19 protein-coding genes are annotated in these 20,761 nt (G+C 64.4%); 8 read left to right on the forward strand and 11 right to left on the reverse strand.

The genetic code is table 11. From position 1 onward, the window contains the following. Nucleotides 1-20: 20 nt before the first annotated feature. Nucleotides 21-1,925: a DUF294 nucleotidyltransferase-like domain-containing protein gene (locus tag GQB00_RS14845; protein ID WP_165856913.1), complete on the forward strand. Its 1,905-nt coding sequence runs from the start codon at nt 21-23 to the stop codon at nt 1,923-1,925. A 9-nt stretch (nt 1,926-1,934) separates the two neighbouring features. Next, nucleotides 1,935-2,663 carry a 3'-5' exonuclease gene (locus tag GQB00_RS14850; protein WP_165856914.1) on the forward strand — a complete coding sequence of 243 codons (729 nt, stop codon included), beginning with the start codon at nt 1,935-1,937 and terminating at the stop codon, nt 2,661-2,663. Between the two features lie 13 nt (nt 2,664-2,676). Here GQB00_RS14850 and GQB00_RS14855 read toward each other — a convergent pair whose 3' ends face one another. Beyond that, a complete protein-coding gene (locus GQB00_RS14855; RefSeq protein WP_111497573.1) occupies nt 2,677-3,078 on the reverse strand; it encodes a thiol-disulfide oxidoreductase DCC family protein in 402 nt (133 codons plus the stop codon). Nucleotides 3,079-3,230: 152 nt separating this feature from the next. Between GQB00_RS14855 and GQB00_RS14860 the strand changes: the two genes are divergently transcribed. Further along, the gene (locus tag GQB00_RS14860; RefSeq protein ID WP_165856915.1) at nt 3,231-4,166 is read left to right on the forward strand and encodes an alpha/beta fold hydrolase; all 936 of its coding nucleotides are present in this window, start codon (nt 3,231-3,233) and stop codon (nt 4,164-4,166) included. A gap of 144 nt (nt 4,167-4,310) precedes the next feature. After that, nucleotides 4,311-5,936, forward strand: a complete 1,626-nt coding sequence (locus GQB00_RS14865; protein ID WP_165856916.1) for a methyl-accepting chemotaxis protein — start codon at nt 4,311-4,313, stop codon at nt 5,934-5,936. A gap of 70 nt (nt 5,937-6,006) precedes the next feature. Here GQB00_RS14865 and GQB00_RS14870 read toward each other — a convergent pair whose 3' ends face one another. The 3 genes from GQB00_RS14870 to GQB00_RS14880 all read right to left on the reverse strand — a co-directional run bounded on the left by GQB00_RS14870 (nt 6,007) and on the right by GQB00_RS14880 (nt 8,073). Next, a complete protein-coding gene (locus GQB00_RS14870) occupies nt 6,007-6,174 on the reverse strand; it encodes a hypothetical protein (protein WP_165856917.1) in 168 nt (55 codons plus the stop codon). A 221-nt stretch (nt 6,175-6,395) separates the two neighbouring features. Beyond that, nucleotides 6,396-6,836: a cyanase gene (gene cynS, locus GQB00_RS14875; RefSeq protein ID WP_165856918.1), complete on the reverse strand. Its 441-nt coding sequence runs from the start codon at nt 6,834-6,836 to the stop codon at nt 6,396-6,398. Nucleotides 6,837-7,014: 178 nt separating this feature from the next. Beyond that, nucleotides 7,015-8,073, reverse strand: a complete 1,059-nt coding sequence (locus tag GQB00_RS14880) for a proline racemase family protein (RefSeq protein WP_111497569.1) — start codon at nt 8,071-8,073, stop codon at nt 7,015-7,017. Nucleotides 8,074-8,371: 298 nt separating this feature from the next. Here GQB00_RS14880 and GQB00_RS14885 point away from each other — a divergent pair, with 298 nt between their 5' ends. Beyond that, nucleotides 8,372-9,046 carry a hypothetical protein gene (locus GQB00_RS14885; RefSeq protein WP_165856919.1) on the forward strand — a complete coding sequence of 225 codons (675 nt, stop codon included), beginning with the start codon at nt 8,372-8,374 and terminating at the stop codon, nt 9,044-9,046. A gap of 40 nt (nt 9,047-9,086) precedes the next feature. Here the strand turns inward: GQB00_RS14885 and GQB00_RS14890 are convergent, their stop codons facing one another. The 6 genes from GQB00_RS14890 to GQB00_RS14915 all read right to left on the reverse strand — a co-directional run bounded on the left by GQB00_RS14890 (nt 9,087) and on the right by GQB00_RS14915 (nt 16,055). Then, nucleotides 9,087-10,193, reverse strand: coding sequence for an AI-2E family transporter (locus tag GQB00_RS14890; RefSeq protein WP_111497567.1), 1,107 nt, complete (start codon nt 10,191-10,193; stop codon nt 9,087-9,089). Nucleotides 10,194-10,514: 321 nt separating this feature from the next. Next, nucleotides 10,515-11,402 (reverse strand): 3-hydroxyisobutyrate dehydrogenase, encoded by an 888-nt coding sequence (gene mmsB, locus GQB00_RS14895; protein WP_111497566.1) that lies wholly within the window; start codon nt 11,400-11,402, stop codon nt 10,515-10,517. A gap of 102 nt (nt 11,403-11,504) precedes the next feature. Continuing rightward, nucleotides 11,505-12,578 carry an enoyl-CoA hydratase/isomerase family protein gene (locus GQB00_RS14900; RefSeq protein WP_165856920.1) on the reverse strand — a complete coding sequence of 358 codons (1,074 nt, stop codon included), beginning with the start codon at nt 12,576-12,578 and terminating at the stop codon, nt 11,505-11,507. A gap of 14 nt (nt 12,579-12,592) precedes the next feature. Continuing rightward, complete coding sequence (locus GQB00_RS14905) at nt 12,593-13,372, reverse strand: enoyl-CoA hydratase (RefSeq protein WP_165856921.1); 780 nt, start codon at nt 13,370-13,372, stop codon at nt 12,593-12,595. A gap of 14 nt (nt 13,373-13,386) precedes the next feature. Next, on the reverse strand, nt 13,387-14,553 hold the full coding sequence (locus GQB00_RS14910) for an acyl-CoA dehydrogenase family protein (RefSeq protein ID WP_165856922.1): 1,167 nt from the start codon (nt 14,551-14,553) through the stop codon (nt 13,387-13,389). An 11-nt stretch (nt 14,554-14,564) separates the two neighbouring features. After that, on the reverse strand, nt 14,565-16,055 hold the full coding sequence (locus GQB00_RS14915; protein ID WP_165856923.1) for a CoA-acylating methylmalonate-semialdehyde dehydrogenase: 1,491 nt from the start codon (nt 16,053-16,055) through the stop codon (nt 14,565-14,567). A 174-nt stretch (nt 16,056-16,229) separates the two neighbouring features. Here GQB00_RS14915 and GQB00_RS14920 point away from each other — a divergent pair, with 174 nt between their 5' ends. Together GQB00_RS14920 and GQB00_RS14925 are read left to right on the forward strand one after the other, a co-directional pair. Beyond that, nucleotides 16,230-17,105 carry an AraC family transcriptional regulator gene (locus tag GQB00_RS14920; RefSeq protein WP_165856924.1) on the forward strand — a complete coding sequence of 292 codons (876 nt, stop codon included), beginning with the start codon at nt 16,230-16,232 and terminating at the stop codon, nt 17,103-17,105. Between the two features lie 111 nt (nt 17,106-17,216). Continuing rightward, entirely contained in the window at nt 17,217-17,642 is a 426-nt protein-coding gene (locus tag GQB00_RS14925) for an SRPBCC family protein (RefSeq protein ID WP_111497561.1), read from the forward strand. A gap of 10 nt (nt 17,643-17,652) precedes the next feature. Here the strand turns inward: GQB00_RS14925 and GQB00_RS14930 are convergent, their stop codons facing one another. Continuing rightward, nucleotides 17,653-19,503, reverse strand: a complete 1,851-nt coding sequence (locus GQB00_RS14930; RefSeq protein ID WP_111497560.1) for a bifunctional sugar phosphate isomerase/epimerase/4-hydroxyphenylpyruvate dioxygenase family protein — start codon at nt 19,501-19,503, stop codon at nt 17,653-17,655. A 230-nt stretch (nt 19,504-19,733) separates the two neighbouring features. Here GQB00_RS14930 and pcaQ point away from each other — a divergent pair, with 230 nt between their 5' ends. Continuing rightward, nucleotides 19,734-20,684 carry a pca operon transcription factor PcaQ gene (pcaQ, locus tag GQB00_RS14935; RefSeq protein WP_165856925.1) on the forward strand — a complete coding sequence of 317 codons (951 nt, stop codon included), beginning with the start codon at nt 19,734-19,736 and terminating at the stop codon, nt 20,682-20,684. The last annotated feature ends 77 nt before the right edge of the window (nt 20,685-20,761 follow it).

Raw genomic sequence — 20,761 nt, forward strand, 5'->3', positions numbered from 1 at the left:
CAGGTCGGAAGCGGAATGCCATGGAAGTCGAGCAGATTGAAATCAGGGATCATATCCGGCGTTTCGCGCCGTTTGACGGTCTGCCGGAAGACACCCTGAACTGGCTGGCCCAACAGGTGGAAGTGGCCTACTACCGGGCCGGTTCGACCATCCTAACCTACGGCCAGCCCCTGTCCGATCTCTACTTCATCCGCAGCGGCGCAGTGGAAGTCTACCGGCGCAACGGCGAACTCTACAACCGCCTGAGCGAGGGCGACCTGTTCGGCCAGCTGGGTCTGATGATGAACAAGAAGACCCGCTACCCGGCCAATGCACTCGAAGACACGCTGATCTACCTGATTCCCGACGCCGTCTTCCAGGAACTCTGGGAAGCCGGCGAACACTTCGCGGATTTCTTCGACATCGAGGACCAGGGGCGTCTGCGCGCCGCCGTCTCCAGGCAGGAAAAATCCAACCCGCTGATGACCTCACGGGTGCGCAAACTGATTACCCGAACGCCGGTCACCGCCGTCTCCAGCACGTCCATTCAGGACGCCGCCAAAGTGATGACCGACGAGGGCGTCTCGGCCCTGGTGCTGACTCACCCCGGCGCCCGCATCGACCAGGACTGGAAGCCCGGTGACAACCCGATGGTGGCGGGCATCATCACCGACCGTGACCTGCGCACCCGGGCCCTGGCCACGGGACTGGCCTACGACACGCCGGTCAGCGAGATCATGTCCACCGACCTGGTCTACATCCAGTCCGACAAGTACGTGTTCGAAGCCATGCTCACCATGCTGCGCCATAACGTGCACCACCTGCCGGTACTGCACCGGCACAAACCGGTGGGCGTGGTGGCCCTGTCGGACATCGTCAAGTACGAATCCCAGAGCAGCCTCTACCTGGTCAGCAACATCCACCACCAGGTGGACGTGCGCGGCCTCAAACGCCTGAGCAAGGACACCGCCGCCACCTTCGTGCGCATGGTCAATGAGGACGCCAACTCCCATATGATCGGCAGCGCCATGGCGGGCATCGGCCGGGCCATCACCCAGCGCCTGCTGGAACTGGCGGAAGAGAAACTGGGGCCGCCGCCGGTGCCTTACTGTTTCATGGCGATGGGGTCCATGGCGCGGGACGAGCAGCTGATCGTCACCGACCAGGACAACGCCCTGGTGCTGGACGACAGCTTCATACCGGAGCAGCACGACGACTACTTCAAGGCTCTCGCGACCTTCGTCAGCGACGGTCTGGACCAGTGCGGCTACACCTACTGCACCGGTGACATCATGGCCACCAACGAGCAGTGGCGGCAGCCGCTGCATGTGTGGAAGGCGTACTTCACCGACTGGATCGAGACCCCCAACGCCAAATCCCTGCTCAACAGCGCGATCTTCTTCGACCTGGACGGCGTGGCCGGGGAAACCCAGTTCGCCGAAACGCTCAAGGACCTGATTGCGGACAAGGCCAAGAACACGCCCAAATTCCTGGCTTACCTGGCTCACGCCGCCCTCAACCGCAAACCGCCGCTGGGTTTCTTCCGGGATTTCGTGATGGAGAACGACGGCAAGCACAACAACTCCATCAATCTCAAACGCCGCGGCACGGCGCCGCTGTCCGACCTGATCCGGGTGCATGCCCTGGCCTGCGGCTCCCGCGCCCAGAATACCTTCAACCGCATCAACGCCATCGCCGAAACCCAACTGCTGGCCGACGGCGTGGCCAACAACCTGCGCGACGCGCTGGAGCTGCTCTCGATCACCCGTATCCGCCATCAGGCCCTGGATATCGAGGCCGGCCGCGATCCGGACAACAACATTGAACCGGAAAACATGACCCGATTCGAACGACGCAACCTCAAGGAGGCGTTCCAGGTCATCAGCAGCGCCCAGAAATTCCTGCGCTACCGCTATCACGCCAGCGGCGGCGGCAGCATCAACTAGGGCTCGCCCATGAATCAGCGCACCGCCATGGTGGAACAACCGGCCACACCGGACTGGCCGGCCCGCATGCAGATACTGGCCGAGACGGCCCAGTCACCTGCCCTGCGCGACTATTACGAACACGGGGCGCCGTCCGGAGACACGCCGATGAGCGCGGTGCCCATGGTGGCACTGGATTTCGAGACCACCGGACTGGACGCCGACACGCACTCGATTGTCAGCATCGGGCTGGTGCCCTTCACCAGCGAGCGCATCCGCTGCCGTGAAGCCCGCCACTGGGTCGTGCGGCCGGTGTTGCCCCTGCACCGGGAATCGGTGACCTACCACGGCATCACCCACTCCGAAATCCGCGAGGCACCGGACCTGCGGGAAGTCCTCGACGACCTGCTGGCGTCCCTGGCCGGGCGCATCGTGGTGGTTCACTTTCGCAACATCGAACGCAGCTTCCTGGACCGGGCCCTGCGCTGGCGTCTGGAGGAAGGCATCGAATTTCCGGTGATCGACACCATGGAGCTGGAGGCGCGCTGGCACCGGCAAAAGAAGCCGGGGCTGTGGGACCGGCTGCGTGGACGCAAACCGGCTTCCATTCGCCTGGCCGACAGCCGCACCCGCTACGGCCTGCCCTACTACGCGCCCCATCACGCCCTGACCGATGCCCTGGCCACGGCGGAACTGCTGCAGGCCCAGTTGCAGCACCATTTCTCCCCGGACACCCCGCTGCGGGATCTCTGGCACTGACGCCCGATACCGCTCAGTCAATAAAGCGCCAGCGATCGGCTTCCGCCGGCAGCGGGCATTGGTCATAGCGCCCGAACACCCGATAGCGGAACCGGCCGACGATGTCGTAGACCGCATCCCGCAGCGGACGCGGTACCCAGCGCAGGCCGCGCAGCCAGCACCAGGGCCGGGGCAGTCGACTCACGATACGCAGGATCGCGTCGCTGCGCAGATGGGCATCGCCGTCCTGGATCAGCACCACGCTGTCCATCCGCTGCGGATCCACACCGGTCCGGTGGCACAGGGCCTGCCCCGCGGACGATTGCAGGGTTCCCAGCCGGAAACGTCCGCTGTGGTCGTGGCGCACCACGAAGCGCGCCCAGAACTGGCACAGCGCGCAGACACCGTCGAACAGGATCACCGGTTCGTCTGTCATCGGCCTCGCTCCTTTTCGCTTTCGCTGCTCCATCTCCCCGCCCTCTCCGAAAGCCCGCCCGGCATGGCCTTAGGCCCCTCCGGCCATCGTATCGCCTTTGACCGGCGGCTACAGTACCCCTGCTATCGAGACTAGGTTGCAGGAGCATCATCATGGCCAGCGAACATCGAATCGAAGGTTGCGGCGTGCAGCTTCAGGTCACCACACGCGGCCCGCAGGACGCCCCGGCCATCGTGCTGGTGCACGGCTACCCGGACAACCAGACAGTCTGGAACGCGGTCGCCGAACACCTCGCCCGGGACTGGTTTGTGGTGACCTACGACGTGCGCGGCGCCGGTCGCTCGCAGCGCCCGCAACGAACCCGCGACTACCGGCTGCCCCTACTGGCCCGGGACCTGGAAGCGGTGGTCGATACCGTGCTGGCAGACCGCGCCTTCCATCTGGTCGGCCACGACTGGGGATCGATCCAGTGCTGGGAGTCGGTGACCGGCGAGCGTCTGAGGGCGCGCATTCGGTCATTCACCTCGATTTCCGGCCCCTGCCTGGACCACGTCGGCCACTGGTTCCGGCACCGCCTTGGCGGCCGCTCATTACGGGAGCACTGGAAAGTGGCCCGGCAAGCGGCCAGTTCCTGGTACATCGGCGCCTTCCACCTGCCCTGGCTGGCCGCAACGCTGTGGCGCTCCCGACTCGGCGGGCTCTGGCCACAGTACCTGGCCGCCAGCGAAGGTATCCGCCCGGGCGCGGACAACCCCTGGCAGTCCGCGGACGGTCGAGACGGCATTCGCCTGTACCGCGCCAACATGCTGCCGCGATTGCTCAACCCCCGCGTGCGCTACGCCCACTGCCCGGTCCAGGTGATCGTTCCCGAACGGGACCGCTATGTCGGCGCCCAGCTTTTCGACGACCTGCACGAGTGGGTCCCTGCCCTGTTCCGGCGCGAGCTGGACGCCGGTCATTGGGCGCCACTCAGCCATCCGCGGGACCTGGCCTGTGACATCGAAGAGTTCGTCGCCAGCATCGAGAACCAGCACACCACGCCCCGCCTGGAAGCCAGTCGCGTCACCACCCGCGCCGACGCCCGATGAAATCCCGTTATTGGTCCTGGACCGCGACAGTTTCATAAAACTTTAACCTAATCGTCATACAATCCCTCCCCAATTGGGCCCTTCCGGGGGCTCCACCCATTTTTCTGTCTTTACCTCAGACTGGACACTAGAGAGGGTCTACTGATGCAGTGGTATACGCGGAGCATTCTCAACCGGGTGCTGACGATCATCATCGGCGCCAACCTGGTAGTCGCCGTTGTGGCCGGCCTCTATTTCAGCCATTCACTGCAGGTCAAGGACGATCTCTACGCACTCGGTTCGGAGGACCTGGGCCAGGCCATGGAGGTTCAGGACGTTCTGAGCCAGTTCAAGACCCAGGTGCAGGAATGGAAGAACGTCCTGCTGCGCGGGCACAACAGGGACGACCGGGACAAGTACTGGCGCCAGTTCCAGGCCCAGGAAGACCGCATCCAGTCGAGCCTGGACGACCTGATCCCGCGGCTGGGCAACGCCGACGCCCGTGATTTGCTGGAGCGTTTCCAGGCCGCGCATGAGCAAATGGGCCGGGCTTACCGCCAGGGTTATCAGAATTTCGTCGACGCCGGCTTCGACCACAAGGCCGGTGACGCCGCCGTGCGCGGGATCGACCGCGAGCCCAGCGATCTGATCGAGCAGGCCGCCACCGATATCCGCGCCGACGCCATGGAACGGCTTGAGGCGCTGGATGCCGAGGTGACCGCCCGCGCCCAACTGCTGGGCAGCATCCTGATGCTGGCGATCCTGCTGGGGACGGTAGCCTGCGTGATCGTGCTGCTGCGCGCGGTGATCCGCCCCACCCAGAAACTGATCGACAATATCCAGCGCCTGGGCGATGGCGACGTCAGCGAGACGGTCAGCATCCGGCGTAACGACGAGCTGGGCCGTCTGGCCGACGCGGCGCGCAAGCTGCACCAGTTCCTGGTGGACACCAGCGAGCAGCTGTCACGCAACGCCAGCCAGTTGGAAGGCACCCGCGACATCATCCGTGACAACGCCGACGAAGTGTCCAACCGGGCAGACGACGCCCATCAGCGCATCGACCAGATCGCCACCGCCATGAACGAAATGTCCGCCACCGCCCAGGACGTGGCCCAGCATGCGGCGACGGTGGCCAGCGAAGTGCGCGAAACGTCAGAACAGACCGATACCGCCGACCGTCAGATTGAGTCGGCGGTGGAGAGCATGGAACGGCTGGTGTCGCAGATCCGCAGTTCCAGCGAGACGGTGTCGAGCCTGGCCGAGGACGGCCGCAAGGTGGGCAAGGTGATGGAAGTGATCCGGGAAATTGCCGACCAGACCAACCTGCTGGCGCTGAACGCCGCCATTGAAGCCGCCCGGGCGGGCGAGGCCGGACGCGGCTTCGCGGTGGTGGCGGACGAGGTGCGCTCGCTGGCGTCTAAAACGCAGGAGGCCACGGTGGAAATCGACAAGATCATCGAAACCATCCACTCGGGCTCGCAGGATGCCATGGAGTACATGCAGGCCAGCGAGATTGTCGGTCAGGAAAGCCGTGAGGCCGTGGGGACGGTCCGCGCCAGCCTGGGCGACATCCAGGGGCGGATGGCGCAGGTCAACGACGCCACCACTCAGGTGGCGACCGCCGCCGAGGAACAGACCAGTGTCTGCGAGGACATCAACCGCAACGTGTCCGGCGTGGCGGAGATTTCCGAAGCCATGAGTCAGGCCGCCCGCAACAATCTGGCGACGGTGCCGGAACTGGAAGCCATGGCCGCCGAAGCCAACCGGCTGGCCGCCCGCATCCGCGCCTGACGAGGGTCATGACGGCGGCGACTTTCATGACGGCCGGCGTCGACGCTTCGGCGCCGGCCGCCTTCCGGCATCAGAGGATGCCGCCTGTGGCAGACAACAATCCCGCCAGGAACGCGACGCCAAGGGCAATCCCTGCCACCTTGAGGCCTTCCAGGATTTCCCGGTCGCGGGGCTCCGTGCCGTCCACGGGGATATCGATCTCCCGGGGCGCATCGTTTCTTCGCAGTGCCAGCAGCATGATCCTTCCCCCCCTTCTGTCGCCTGTACGGTGCCAATGAGCACCGACGTGACGCGTTGCCAGAGCGTGATTCGAAACTCGTTCCAATCAATCGAGACGATACACACCCACAATATGAGAATAATTCTCATTTGTAAACAGCAAAGGTCAGTTCGAGGCGAAGGGCGATCAACAAACGAAAGTTGCCGGTGTCCGATGCCGCCGGGTCAGGACGCCCCGCCCTACCACTTCTTGTAGGGCAGGAATTTCCCACTCATGGTCACCACCACCCGGTCGCCAGCCGGGTTTTCCTCCTTGTCCACCGCCATCTCGAAATCGATGGCGCTCATAATGCCGTCACCGAACTTCTCGTGGATCAGCGCCTTGAGCGTATCGCCATAGACGCCAGTCACTTCGTAGAAGCGGTAGATCAGCGGATCCTGGGGTACGGTCCAGTCCCAGCTTTTGTACGGACAGGCCTGGAGGGCGTCTGCGACCTCCCTGTCCAGCTCCAGCATTTCACACACCGCCAGTGCCTTGTCCTCGGTCAGGCTGTTGGAGCCGAAGCAGGCCGAGGTGGTGAACACCGGCGACAGGCCAATGGATTGCGCCATCGCTTCCCAGGTCAGCCCTTTGGCGTTCTTTGCCTCGAGGATGCGTGCGGTCATCAGTTCCTTGTTCATGCTGGACTCCCCATAGTTGATCGCCTGCACCGGCGTGGTGCCGGCGATTGGCGACAGGTTGCGTTCGACGCCGGAACGACGCCGTTTCGGGGAAGTTCAGTGCAAGAGCTGCGCCACGGGCGTTGGCGCCAAGCATGCCGGGGCAGGACGCCCCGGCGTGACGGGATTGTCGGTGTTGCTACTCCGGCCGCGTATCCAGGACGCCTTCCAGGTCGGAACTGTCCACCAGCGGATCATCCAGGTCCACCACCACTTCCGAGCGCGCCAGAGTCCAGGCGCGGCCGGTGATGTCGCTGTTCATGGCCCGATGCCCGGCGACGGTGGCCTCCCCCAGCACCTTGCCTATAAAGGAGCTGCCGCGGGGCGAGACCGTTTCGATCCACTGGCCATCCTGGATCTCGCCGGCGTCGTACATCAGCGCCAGCCGCGCCGAGGTCCCCGTCCCCGTGGGGCTTCGGCAGATCACGCCCGGATGCACGTAGGTGGCGGAGGGCGTGCGATAGCCGTCCGTGCCCACCGGGTCCAGCGGCCCCATGAAATGGGCAAAGGGCAGCGGCCCCACTTCGCCCAACTCCGGATGCTGCCGGGTCACCTGGGGCCGTGCCGCCGTCACCAGGGCGTGGCCGAAGGCGGTCAATGCCGGGATTTCCTCCGCCGTCAGATGGAAGCCGTACTGGGCTGCGTCCACCAGCGCAAAATAGGCGCCGCTCCAGACCAGGTCGAAGCGCACCCGGCCGTAATGCGGCACCTCCACTTCCTGATCCCGCGCTTCCACGTAGGCGGGTTCCCCCTGCGTCGTGATCGACTGGGTGCGGCCGTTCTCGTTATAGGCCTTGATCCGCGCCAGGCCAGCGGGGGATTCCAGCACCAGCGACTGCTCGCCCTCCTCCATGGGCACGATGCCGCTTTGCAGGATCGCGGTGGCCGTGCAGATGGTGTTGGAGCCCGAATACAGCGGGTAGCCCATGGCTTCCATGATGATGTAGCCCGCCTGGGCTTCCGGATGCGACGGCTCCACGATCAGGTCCAGGGACATGAACGGATCGCCGTAGGGTTCGGACAGCAGCAGCCGGCGGAACCCGTCGCCGTGTTCCTGGATATAGCGCATCTTCTCCAGCACCGAGGCGCCTGGCAGATGCGCGACGCCGGAGGTGATGATGCGACTCACATCGCCACCCGACTGCATGTCGATCAGGCCAATGGAGCGCATCCGGTGGTGGGCATGATCATCCGGCATAAGTTACTTCCCCCTCTATCACCTTGGGTGTCTGGAGCGGCCACTCTGACCGCGTTACACCGCGATCAGGCCATGTCGACAGGTTAGGCCATTTTGCCGGTTGCTTCATAGCGTGCGACAACAATCCCGGGCCCGGCGTCGCGCAGCCAGCTCACCCGCGGCATGTTGCCGGCAAAGGCCATCATCAGGACTGGCTCAGTTATTGCTGAATCGTCTAACGGATGTGAAAAACCGCGCGCTCGCTGCAAACCTTTGCCGCTTGTCGCCACCCGGCCCAGGCCGTGCCCGGAGAATGATCATGGAAATCAGCAGTTTCTTCAGCAACCCCGATGTCACAAGCAGCACCTCCCCGACGACGGCCAATGACGAGGACACCTCCGGCGTATCGGCGGACACCTCCAACGCCGGCCAGTTCGACCAGATTTTCTCCGATCTGATGAGCGGCGCCGTGACGGACGGACTGAGCGGCAGCAGCGCCGCTTCGGCTACCGGAGAACTGGCCGACGCCAGCGGCGACCAGGCCATGACCGCCCTCAGCCAGGGCCTGTTCAGCGGCCTGACCGGGGCCATTGGTCCGTTGCTGAGTGCATCCGCCGAAGCCAGCACTGAGGCCGAAACCACGGCACAGACCCTGGCCGGCAGCACCGCCACCGAGAGCGGAGAAGAGGCACTGCCAAGCAGCCCGCGCACCCTGTTCGACGACGGCAACAATGCCTCCTGGAGCGATCTGGTGGATGTGGTCAACCCGCTGCAGCACCTGCCCATGGTGGACGTGCTCTACCAGAAGATGACCGGTGATGAGCAGGGCTACCTGGCCCAGGTGGCGGGAGGCACGCTCTACGGCGGCGCGTTGGGGGCGGCCCTGTCCCTGGCTGGTGCCAGCTTTGACATGGTGACCGGCAAGAGCCCGCTGGAGTACACGTCGGACCTGTTTGCCGGCGAAGGCAGCCTCGACAGCATCGGCAAGGGATAAGGCGGCAGGCAATGCCTTGCCGCCCGAAAGGCATGTCCGTCTAGCGGGCAATCACCCGGTAAACCGGCCGCAACCGGGGAATCTGCCTGAGCACCACCTGCAGCACGGTCATCAGCGGCACCGCCATCACCACGCCGATCGCACCCCACAACCAGCCCCAGAAGAAGATCGACAGGAAGATCACCACCGGGTTGATCGACATACGGAAGCCGTGAATGTAGGGCTCGATGAAAAAGCCCACCAGTGAGGTGAGCGCGACGTAGCCAAGCGGCGCGATGGCCATCATCCACAGGGTGTCGAGGCTGGTCAGGGACACCACGCCCAGCAGACCGACCGTCACGATCACGCCCAGGTAGGGCACGAAGCGCGCCAGCCCGGCGATCAGCCCCCACACCGCCGGCGACGGCAGGCCCACCGCCCAGCACATGAGGCCGGTCAGCAGCCCTACCAGCAGATTACTGGCGCTGATCACCACCAGGTACTGGGCAATCTGGCTCTGGGAATCCCGCACCACTTTGAGCATGAGTCGACGGTTGGGCTTGCGCAGCTGCTTCACGAAGTTACGTATCAGGCTGTCGCCGCTGACCAGCAGGAAGTAGCTCAACGCCAGGGCGAGCGCCAGACCGCTGACACCGTTGCGCAGCTTGGTGAACATGGTCTGCTGCCACGAATTGGATTCCACGACGACCTGGGTCGGCGCGTCATCGTTGGGCGACAGCTCGTCCATTTTCTTTTCCACCTCGCGGGCGGATTCGGTGACCCGCTCGATACTGGCGGTAATCCCCTGACCGCCCACCAGCAGACGCGAGATGCCTTCCGGCGCTTTCTCCGCCCATTCCAGAATGGGTTTGGACACCGCCCAACCGACGCCCGCCATACCGGCCAACAGCCCCAGGATCAGCACCAGCGCGGTCACCCCACGCGGAATATGCCAGCGCATCCGCGCCGCCCTTACCGCCGGTTCCAGCAGCAGACTGGCCAGGATCGCCAGAGTGATCGGCAGGATGATCTGGTGCGCGACGTACAGGGTGTAGAGAATTCCCAGAATGAACAGCCCGTAGATGGGGGTGGTCATGTTGGCGGGAATGGCAAGACGTGATGGTTTGTCGCTGCGCGCGCTGTCCGCGGATGGTGGCGTGTCGGCCATTCAGGGTGCTCCGGTCTCGGAATGAGCGTCCAGTCTATGGAACCTGTCGTCAAAGTTCACGTTACACCCAGATTTTCAGGAGGTTGCGATGGCATTTGCGACCTTGTGGGCGAGAACAATTCAGCGGCGTATCAGGGCGGAGATCTCAAGCGAGAAGCGAATGGACGCCCTTGCCTCCGCCGTAATACACCGCCGTCCCTGACCGTTTATACCGGTCGGGGCATCCCTGCCCCTTCTCCGGCAAGGGCTTCCATCCGCTTCAACCAACCCCGGGGCAATCGCATGAGGCCAGCGATTACCGAGCACCGTCGATAGCGGCGGTCACTCCCCTCGATAGAACCGCTGGATGCTGGAGAAATCCAGCCGCCCGTTGCCTTGCTGGCCGTGCAGCGCGTACATATTGCGCGCCAGCGCGCCCATGGGAATCGGCGCCTTGTTCTTCACCGCGTTATCGAATGCCAGGCCCAGATCCTTGTTCATCAGGTCCACCAGGAAACCGCCCTGGTAGTCGTTGCCGGCCGGCGCGCCCTCCATCACCCCCGGCCAGGGATTGTAGACGTTCAGGGCCCAGTTGCCGCCCGAACTCTGGCGCATGATTTCCGACAGCACCGCCGGGTCCAGGCCGTTCTTCACCCCCAGGGCCAGGGCCTCACAGGTGCCGTTCATCAGCACCGCCAGCAGCATGTTGTTGCACAGTTTGGCCACCTGCCCGGCGCCGTGAGGGCCGGCGTGAAAGATGTTCCTGCCCATATCCTGCAGGATCGGTTTAGCTTTCTCGAACGCGGCGTCCTCACCGCCGCAGATAAAGGTCAGGGTGCCCGCTTTGGCACCGCCCACACCACCGGACACCGGGGCGTCCAGAAACTCGATGCCCTTCTCCCGCGCCGCGTCGGCAACACCGCGCGACGTTTCCGGCGCAATGGTGGAGGAATCGATCACCAGGGTCGACGTGGACAGGCTGTTGAGCAGACCGTCCTCGCCCAGGTAGACCGCCTCGACGTGCTCGCCGGCGGGCAGCATGGTGATCAGGACTTCCGCGCCCTCGGCCGCCGCGTGGACTGTGTCCGCCGTCCTGGCGCCATCGTCGGTCACCGCCTTGACCGCATCGGCGGACAGGTCGAATACCGTGACCGTGTGTCCGGCCTTGAGCAGATTGTGGGCCATGGGGCCACCCATGTTGCCCAGTCCGATGAAGGTAATGTTGGCCATGTTTTTTGCTCCTGTTGTTTTTGTTTGGGAATTGGCAGCTGCCCCCTCTCCCCAACCCTCTCCCGCAAGGGGAGAGGGGGATCCCACGTGATCCAGGTAAACCTACTCGAAAAAACCCGCCACCCAGGCCGGGTCCATACTCTCCAGCGACGGATAACGCCAGCGCGGGTTCTTGTCCTTGTCGATCAGCAGCGCCCGGATGCCTTCGGCGAACTCGCCTTTCTCCAGGCAACGGATCGACAGCTTCAGCTCCTTGTCGAACACCGTTTTCAGACCGTCCAGCCGCGTCTCCCGCAACTGGCGTTCGAGTATCGCCATGGTGGTGGGCGAGCCGGTCCGGGCGGTTTTGGCCGCCCGCTGGAACCAGGCATCGTCGCCGTCATAGTCCGCGATGCGTTTGACCTGGCTGGCGAGGCCTTCGACGTCCATCAGCTCGTCGATCGCTTCCCGGCGCGCCTGGACCGCCGAGGTCGGCATGACCGCCACCGACTCCCGCTCGAACGTGCGCAGGACGCCGTTGACGGCCGCCTGCGGCGCCGCCGCCAGGTCATCGGATTGCAGCAGGCCGTCGAGCACGGCGTCCCGATGTTCATGGGCGATGCGGCGATCCGCCAGCCCCAGATAGCAGGCATCGGCGGCGTTGAGGTGCACGCCGGTCAGGCCGATAAACAGCCCCAGGTGTCCCGGCATGTGGTTGAGAAACCAGCTGGCTCCGACGTCCGGATAGAGCCCGATGGTGACTTCGGGCATCGCCACCCGCGAGTGCTCGGTCACCACACGGTGGGAGGCGCCCGCCAGCAGACCCACGCCGCCGCCCATCACGAAACCGTTGCCCCAGGCCACAATCGGCTTGGGGAAGGTGTGTATCTGGTAGTCGAGGGCGTATTCCTCGGTGAAGAACTCGACGCCTTCGTCCGGCCCGCTGCTACCTTCAGTCATCGAACGGTACAGTGCGACGATATCGCCACCGGCACAGAACGCCTTGTCCCCGGCGCCTTCCAGCCAGACGGCCGCGATGGCGTCGTCCGCCGCCCAGCGCTCCAGCTGCGCTTCCAGCGCCCGGATCATCGGCAGGGACAGGGAATTGAGCGCCTTGGGCTGGTTCAGGCAGGCCACGCCGACGCGCTTGCCGCCCGCTGCGGGCTTTTCCTCAAACACAATCGCTTGTTCAGACATGCTCACTCCAGGCCTTACCGGTTTTTCCACTCGGGCGCACGCTTTTCCAGGAACGCGTTGACGCCTTCGCGCTGATCCTCGGTGGAGAAGAGTTCCACGAACAGCTCCCGTTCCATGCGCCAGCCATCGTCGTGGGAACGGCCATCACGGGCGCTCATCACCAGATTCTTGCAGCGGGCAATGGACGACGGGCTCTGCTTGCAGGCCATTTCCGCCAGTTCGACAGCCTTGTCCAGGGACGCGCCCGTCGCCACCACTTCCTCGACCAGGCCAATTGCCAGGGCCTTGTCCGCCTTGACCCGCTCGCCGCACAGGATCATGCGCTTGGCCCAGCCCTCGCCCACCAGCCACGGCAGGTTCTGGGTGCCGCCGGCACAGGGCAGCAGGCCGACGCCGGCTTCCGGCAATGCCATCTGCGCCTGTTCCTCGGCGATGCGGATGTCGCAGGCCAGGGCGCACTCCAGGCCACCGCCCATGGCGTAGCCGTTGACCGCGGCGATGGACACCCCGCGGAACCGGCTCAGGGTGGCGAAGGCGTGACCGAACGCCTGGGCCATGCGGTTGGCCCGACCCTCGTCGCCGTCGGCAAAGGTCTTGAGGTCGGCGCCGGCGGAGAAGAACTTCTCGCCCTCACCAGTGATCACCAGGGCGAAGATGTTGCGGTCGGCATTGAGGGACTCGACGATGTCCGCCAGGTCGCCCAGGGACTGCTCGGTCCAGGTGTTCGCCGGTGGGTTGGCGATGGTCAGGACCGCGACATGGCCACGATTTTCCAGCCGGATGAAATCGCTCATCGGTGTTGTTCTCCTTATTGAATGGCTTCGGCAACGCCGGATTCCAGCACCCGGCGCGCGATGATCAGTCGCATGATTTCGTTGGTGCCTTCCAGGATCTGGTGCACCCGCAGGTCCCGCACGTAGCGCTCCAGCGGGTATTCACGGATGTAGCCGTAACCGCCGTGCAGCTGCAGCGCCTGGTTGCACACCTCAAAGCAGGCGTCGGTGGCGAAGCGCTTGGCCATGGCGCAGTGCAGCGTGACCTCCGGATCGCCGTGATCCAGCTTCCAGGCCGCCAGGCGTACCATCTGCCGCGCCGCCACCAGATCGGTGGCCATGTCCGCCAGCTTGAACTGCAGCGCCTGGAACTGGGCCAGGGGCTGGCCGAACTGGCTGCGTTCATGCAGGTAATCCCGCGCCCGCAGCAGCGCCGCCTGGGCACCGCCGAGCGAGCAGGTGGCGATGTTCAGACGCCCGCCGTCCAGCCCCTTCATGGCGAAGCGGAAGCCTTCGCCCTCCTCGCCCAGCCGGTTTTCCAGCGGCACGTGGACGCTGTCGAAACTGACCTGACGGGTGGGCTGACTGTGCCAGCCCATCTTGTCCTCGGATTTGCCGTAGTGAACGCCCTCGGCATCGGCCCGCACCACGAACGCGGAAATACCCCTGGCGCCGCTGTCCGGCGCGCCGGTGCGGGCCATCACCAGCAGGATCTGGGTCGCCCCGGCGCCGGAGATGAACACCTTGGAACCGGTCAGGCGATAGCCGTCGCCGTCCCGCACCGCTTTGGTCTGCAGGTTGGCGGCGTCGGAGCCGGCGCCGGGCTCGGTCAGGCAGTAGGACCCCAGGTACTCGCCGCTGGCCATGCGCGGGGCGATGGTGTCGCGCACCGCATCCGAGCCAAAGCAGGCCACCATCCAGGTGGCCATGTTGTGGATGGTGATGTAGGCCGCGGTCGACGGACAGGCCGCCGCCAGCTCCTCGACGATGATCGAGGTGTCCAGCCGCGACAGCCCCAGCCCGCCGCTATCCTCGGGGGTGTAGATGCCGCAGAAGCCCAGCTCGCCGGCCTCGCGGATGACGTCAACAGGGAAAGTGTGGTCGATGTCCCAGCCGGCAGCGTGCGGGGCCATCGCCTTGTCGGCGAAAGCCCGTGCCGCGTCCCGATAGGCCAGCTGGTCTTCGTTCAGCGCGAAATCCATACCGGCGCTCCTCAGTGCATCCGGATGGAGAAGTTCGGGCCGGCCACCGCGTCACTGGAGAACCAGCGGGCGGTGATGGTCTTGGTCTCGGTGTAGAACTTCACCGCCTGTTTGCCGTAGGCGTGCTGGTCGCCGTAGAACGAGCCCTTCCAGCCGGTGAAGGAGAAGAACGGCAGGGGCACCGGAATCGGGATGTTGATGCCCACCTGCCCCACTTCGATGTCGTGCTGGAAGTGACGCGCGGCGCCGCCGGAGCTGGTGAAGATCGAGGTACCGTTGCCGTAGGGGCTGTTGTTGACCAGCTCGATGGCGTCATCCAGCGAATCCACTTCCATGCAGCTCAGCACCGGGCCGAAGATTTCTTCCTTGTAGATGCTCATCTCCGGGGTCACGCCGGCGAACAGCGTCGGGCCCACCCAGTTGCCGTCCGGCAAGCCGTCGACGGTGCAGCCGCGACCGTCCAGCAGCAGCCGTGCGCCTTCCTGCTCGCCCTGGCCGATAAGCTGCTCAATCCGGTCTTTGGCTTTCGAGCTGATGACCGGGCCGTAGCTGGCACCGGAGTCGTTCCAGGCGCCCGGACGTACCTTCGCCAGCGCCTCTTTCACTTCCGGAATCCACTCCTGGGCCTCGCCCACGAACACCGCCACGGAAATGGCCATGCAGCGCTGGCCGGCGGCGCCGACGGAAGCACCGACCAGGGCGTTGACCACCTGTTCCTTGTCGGCGTCCGGCAGGATCACCATGTGGTTCTTGGCGCCGGCGAAGCTCTGTACCCGCTTCATGTTGCGGGTGCCGGTCTCGTAGATGTAACGGCCCACCGGGACGGAGCCGACGAAGGACACCGCCTTGATGGCGGGATCGGTCAGCAGCGTGTCCACCTGCGGCTTGGCGCCGTGGACCACCTGCAGCACGCCCTTGGGCGCGCCGGCCTCGACGAACAGCTCGGCCAGGCGGGTCGGCGTCAACGGGTCCTGTTCGGAGGGCTTGAGGACAAAGGTATTACCGGCGGCGATGGCCATGGGGAACATCCACAGGGGAATCATGGCCGGGAAGTTGAACGGCGTGATGCCGGCGCAGACGCCCAGGGGCTGGGTGTAGGAGTAGGTGTCGATCTCGCGGGCGACGTTCTCGACGGTCTCGCCCATCATCAGGGATGGGATGTTGGCGGCGTGCTCCACCACCTCGATGCCGCGCCAGACATCGCCCTTGGCGTCCTCGAAGGTCTTGCCGGTTTCCTGGGACAGGATCTCGGCGATCTCGTCGTGGTGCTCCTTGAGCAATGCCTGGTAACGCATCATCAGGCGCGCCCGTTCGGAGACCGGCGTCTCCTTCCAGCTTTTGAAGGCTTCACCGGCGTGAGCGATGGCCCGCTGCATCTCGTCCTCGGTGGCGCTGGGCACCTGGGCGATCACTTCGTTGGTGGCCGGGTTGGTGACGTCGATCCAGTCGTTACCGGCACTCTGGCAGAACTCGCCCTCGATAAAGAGTGGCACTTTTTTCATGGTCATTCCCCTGTTGTTTTTGTAGGCAAGGAACGGCCGCTGATGCGACATGACGCGCTTCAGCGCCGACTTTCCATTGATGCTAGCACAGGGATTCACGCACCAAGATTGACTAAATTTCGCGCGTGATGGATTATTTTTCGAAAACAATGACAAGACGAACAGGACTCAAGCATGAGCCGGACTTCCCAGTGGCCGCTGCCACCCGACAGCGTCCGCTACGTGGTGCCCTCGCGCCTGGTGCGCATGCTGGCCGAACACCCCCTGACCCGCGACCTCTACCCGGTCGCCTTCGGCCATTACCGCCAGGCCGGCGGGCACCACATGCACCGCCAGCACCACGACGACGAGTTGCTGATCTACTGCACTGATGGCGTCGCGCATCTGAATGTGGAAGGCGAGGCCCACCGCATTCACGCCGGCGACCTCCTGCTGCTGCCGCGCGGCGCCGCCCATCGCTACGTGGCCGACACCGATCAGCCCTGGTCCCTGCACTGGGTGCACTACGCCGGCGGCCTGGCTCCCGCGTTCCGCGAACACATGGGCTTTTCGCGCCAGACGCTGGTGCGCCATGTCGGACAGCAGCCGCGCCTGCTGGTGGATTTCAACGGCCTGCTGGCGGTACAGCAGACCGGCTTCCGACCGGCGGGACTGATCCACGCGGCCAACCGGCTGCGCCAACTGCTGACCGCCGTCACCCTGTGCACCGAGCCGCTGGCCCACCGCCAGCCGCTGGATCTGGACAGCATCCACAGCTTTATGAAAGAGCGCCTGGACGAGCGGCTGACCCTGGAGAACCTGGCGGAGCTGGCCGGCCTGTCACCGGCCCATTTCGCCACCCGCTACCGCAGCCTGACCGGCGTGGCGCCGATCCAGCAGTTCCTGCACTTGAAAGTGGAACGGGCGTGCCAGCTGCTGGACAATTCCGACCAGACCTTCCGCCAGATCAGCGACGGGCTGGGCTACGAGGACAGCTATTACTTTTCCAGGCTGTTCAAGAAGGTGATGGGCCTGTCGCCACGGGATTACCGCCACACACGGCGGCACTGAGTGCGGCGCAACGGCTGGCACTTTGCCGGAGCGAGGCCACGGCGATGCGGCCACTTTTGTTCGCGGAAAAAGCTGATACGCTGAGTCCTCATACAACAACAAGGAACCCACATGGCCAGCTACACCATTGAAATACAGGAACAATATGACCTGCCGCGGGAACGCGTATTCAAGCTGTTCGCCGATCACAACCGGATTGGCGGCATCCTGGGGGCGCCGGTCAAACGCATCAAGGACAGCGACCAGGCCGACCCCAACGGTCTGGGGTCGGTGCGCAAGGTGGGCATCGGTCCGATCGGACTGGAAGAGACGATCATTGCCTTCGAGCCGGATTCACTGATCGAGTACACGGTCACCAGCATCAGCCCCATCCGCAACCATCTGGGCCGCCTGCGCTTCGACGACCTGAACGGGCAGACGGTGGTCAACTACACCATCCGCTTCGACGACCTGGTGCCGTTCAGCGGCCGCGTCATCAGCGCCGGTCTGGAACAGGCCATTCGCCGCGGCATGAAGAAAGTGCCACGGCTGGCCTGATCGGTCGCGGTTACTGGTCGGCGGAGTTGCGGTATTCCCGCGCCTGGGAGGCCAAACGGATGTGGGCGTTGGCCTCGCCGTAGCGGCCGTAGCCGTCGATCCGCTGCACCACTTCGAAGAATACGCCGTGCACTTCCCGGGTGTAGGCGTGGAAGAACTCGCCGTCGTCGTTGCGATCGTAGAGGATGTTCAGCGCCTGCATCCGCTCCAAAAGCTCCGGGTCCAGCCCGAAGCGGGCGTCCAGGTCGCGGTAGTAGTTGTCGGGAATCGGCAGAAGACTGTCCTCACCGATGGCTTCGGCGGCGGCGAAGATGTCCTCGCAGTCGAACGCGATCTGCTGTACCCCGGAGCCTCGCGAACGGCTGATGAAGCGCTGCGCCGAGGCTTCCCGCGCGGCGCTCATGTTGATCGGGATACGCACCCGGCCATTGGGGCTGGTCGCCACCCGGCTCACCACCAGGCCGTACAGGTCCGGCAGGTCGGTGCTGGCTTCCACGTTGAAGTCGAACAGCGACTTGTAGAAGAACGAGGCGGACAGGAAATCGGTGTTGGATACCGCCTGCCCCACGTGGTCGATGGCGGTCAGGCCGATACCGCCGGTTGAACCGTCATCCACCGGCACGAAGTCCACATCGAAGAAACGCACGCCCTCGCGACGCTCCACCAGATACACTAGGCTGTCGCCGATACCCCTGATAGCGGGAATATTAAGCTCACCCGGACCGCTCTGGTTGGCGAAGCGGCGACTGCGGAAACGCTCGGTGCGGCGCAGCATCCGATTGAGGTCGGAGGTCGCGAACGCCAGCGCGCACACCGATACGCCGTGGGCTTCGAAGTGCTCGTGGGCCTGGCTCTGCGGTTCGCGGTTGAGTACCAGGTTGATGTCGCCCTGGCGCATCAGGCTCACCTGCTTGGAGCGGTGACGATGGGTCTCGCGGAAACCCAGCTTCTGCAGCAGGGCCAGCAGTTCCTCACCGCTGTCGCCGGCTACAGCGAACTCGATGAACTCCACATCGGTGATCTCGGGCACCACCGGCGCTTCTTCCTTCGGAGCCGTCTGCTCTTCCAGCCAGATCAGCGAACGCATGCCGTCCACCGCCTTCTCCAGCGGCGACGACGCGCGGAACTCGTCGTTGAAGATCTCGTGGGACAGGTAGTCGTCGAAGCCCTTGTCGCGCAGGCACTGCACGAACTCGGTCACGGGCATGTCCCCCTGACCGGGGAAGCAACGGAAATGGCGGCTGTAGTGCAGCACGTCCATCTGCAGGCTGGGGGCGTCCGCCACCTGGACCAGGGCGATGCGGTCGACAGGGATCTCGTCGCGCAGCAGGTCCAGGGTGTTGCCCCGGGCGAACATGTGGAAGGTGTCGAGAATGATGCCGACGTTGTCGTGGTCGGCGCGTTTGACGATGTCCCAGGCGACGTCGTAGTCCGCCACGTGCCGGCCCCAGGCCAGGGCCTCGTAGCCAATATGGAAGCCTTCCTTCGCCGCCAGTTCGCCCAGTTCGTGCAAGTCATCCGCGGCGCGATTGCGGTCGTCGATGACGTGAGGCGATACGTTGCTGCAGATCAGCAGGCGCGAGGTGCCCAGCTCGTGCATCAGCTCAAACTTGCGGCGCGCCCGATAGAAATTCTGCGAGCGATAGGGCTCGGGCATCGCCTCGAAATCCCGGAACGGCTGCAGGGCGATGATTTCCAGGCCCAGATTCTCCGCCATGCTGCGCACTTCGGCTGGCGTGCCGTCGAACTGGGTCAGATCGTTCTCGAAGATTTCCACACCGTCGTAGCCGGCCCGGGCGGCCGCCTGCAGCTTGTCTTCCAGCGAACCGGAAATGGAAACCGTTGCCAGTGCCTTCTTCATGAATGAGCCCCCAAATCGCTCGTGTCCTGACCGCCTGCCGGGCCAAAGGCCCGGCGGGCGCGCGGCTGATCATTCCACCGTAGAAGCAAAGCCCGACGGTGAACAATGAATAAACGAATGGCCTTTATATCGTTTTCAATATGCAATAATGGAATTCGACGGCCATACTATCCAAAATAGCTATCCGTTCAAACAAATCGAAAATACCCTATATTTTAGGTAAAGCGACCATGCTTGAGAACCGGATCAAGTACCGCCACCTGCAGTGCTTCTTGGAAGTCGCCCGCCAGGGCAGCGTGGGCCGGGCCGCCGACGTGCTGGCCCTGACCCAGCCGGCGGTGTCGAAGAAGCTGAAAGAGCTGGAAGAAATGCTCGACGTGCGCCTGATGGAACGCAGCAAGAAAGGCGTGGAGCTGACCCAGTTCGGCGAGGTATTCCTGCGCTATGCCGGCGCCAGCGTGGCGGCCCTGCGGGAGGGCACCAACAGCATCGCCCAGGCCCAGCAGCGTGGCCAGACCCAGCTCACCATCGGGGTCCTGCCCACCGTCGCTACCAGCGTGCTGCCACGGGCGGTGCAGCGTTTCCGTCAAGGTGGCGTCGACGCCACACTCAAGCTGGTCTCCGGTCCCAACAAACTGTTGCTCAGCCAGCTCCGCGTGGGCGAACTGGATCTGGTGGTGGGGCGTCTGGCGGAACCGGAACTGATGTCGGGGCTGTCGTTCCAGCACCTGTACTCAGAGCGCGTCGCGTTCGTGGTGCGTCCGGGCCACCCTCTGCTGCGTTCCCGTCCGCTGGACCTCAAGGACATCAGCGCCTACACCGTGCTGTATCCGCCCAAGGATTCGATCATCGCCGCCTCGGTGGAGCGATTCCTGCTGGCTCAGGGCATCGGCGCCCTGCCCGATCGCATCGAAACGATCTCCGACGCCTTCGGCAAGGAATACATCCGCCAGACCGACGCCGTCTGGATCATTTCCCGCGGCGTGGTCGCCCGGGAGATCGCCACCGGTGAGTTCACCGAGCTGGCCCTGGACACCAAGGAAACCCTGGGCCAGGTGGGCCTGACCACCCGCGCCGATACCTTACCGTCGCCGGCACTGCAGCTTTTCATGAACGCTGTCCGGGACAGTTCCGGCAGCGCGGATCGCACGGCCAACCATTCCATATCGAAAACGGTATAACAAAACAACAAAGGCTTATTTTACATAACCGAAAGCCTGTTAAAGAGTAAGAGGACAGCCGTCACCAACAAATAAGG

The organism is Marinobacter sp. JSM 1782161 (assembly GCF_011421605.1).
In the GTDB taxonomy this organism is placed as follows: domain Bacteria; phylum Pseudomonadota; class Gammaproteobacteria; order Pseudomonadales; family Oleiphilaceae; genus Marinobacter_A; species Marinobacter_A bohaiensis.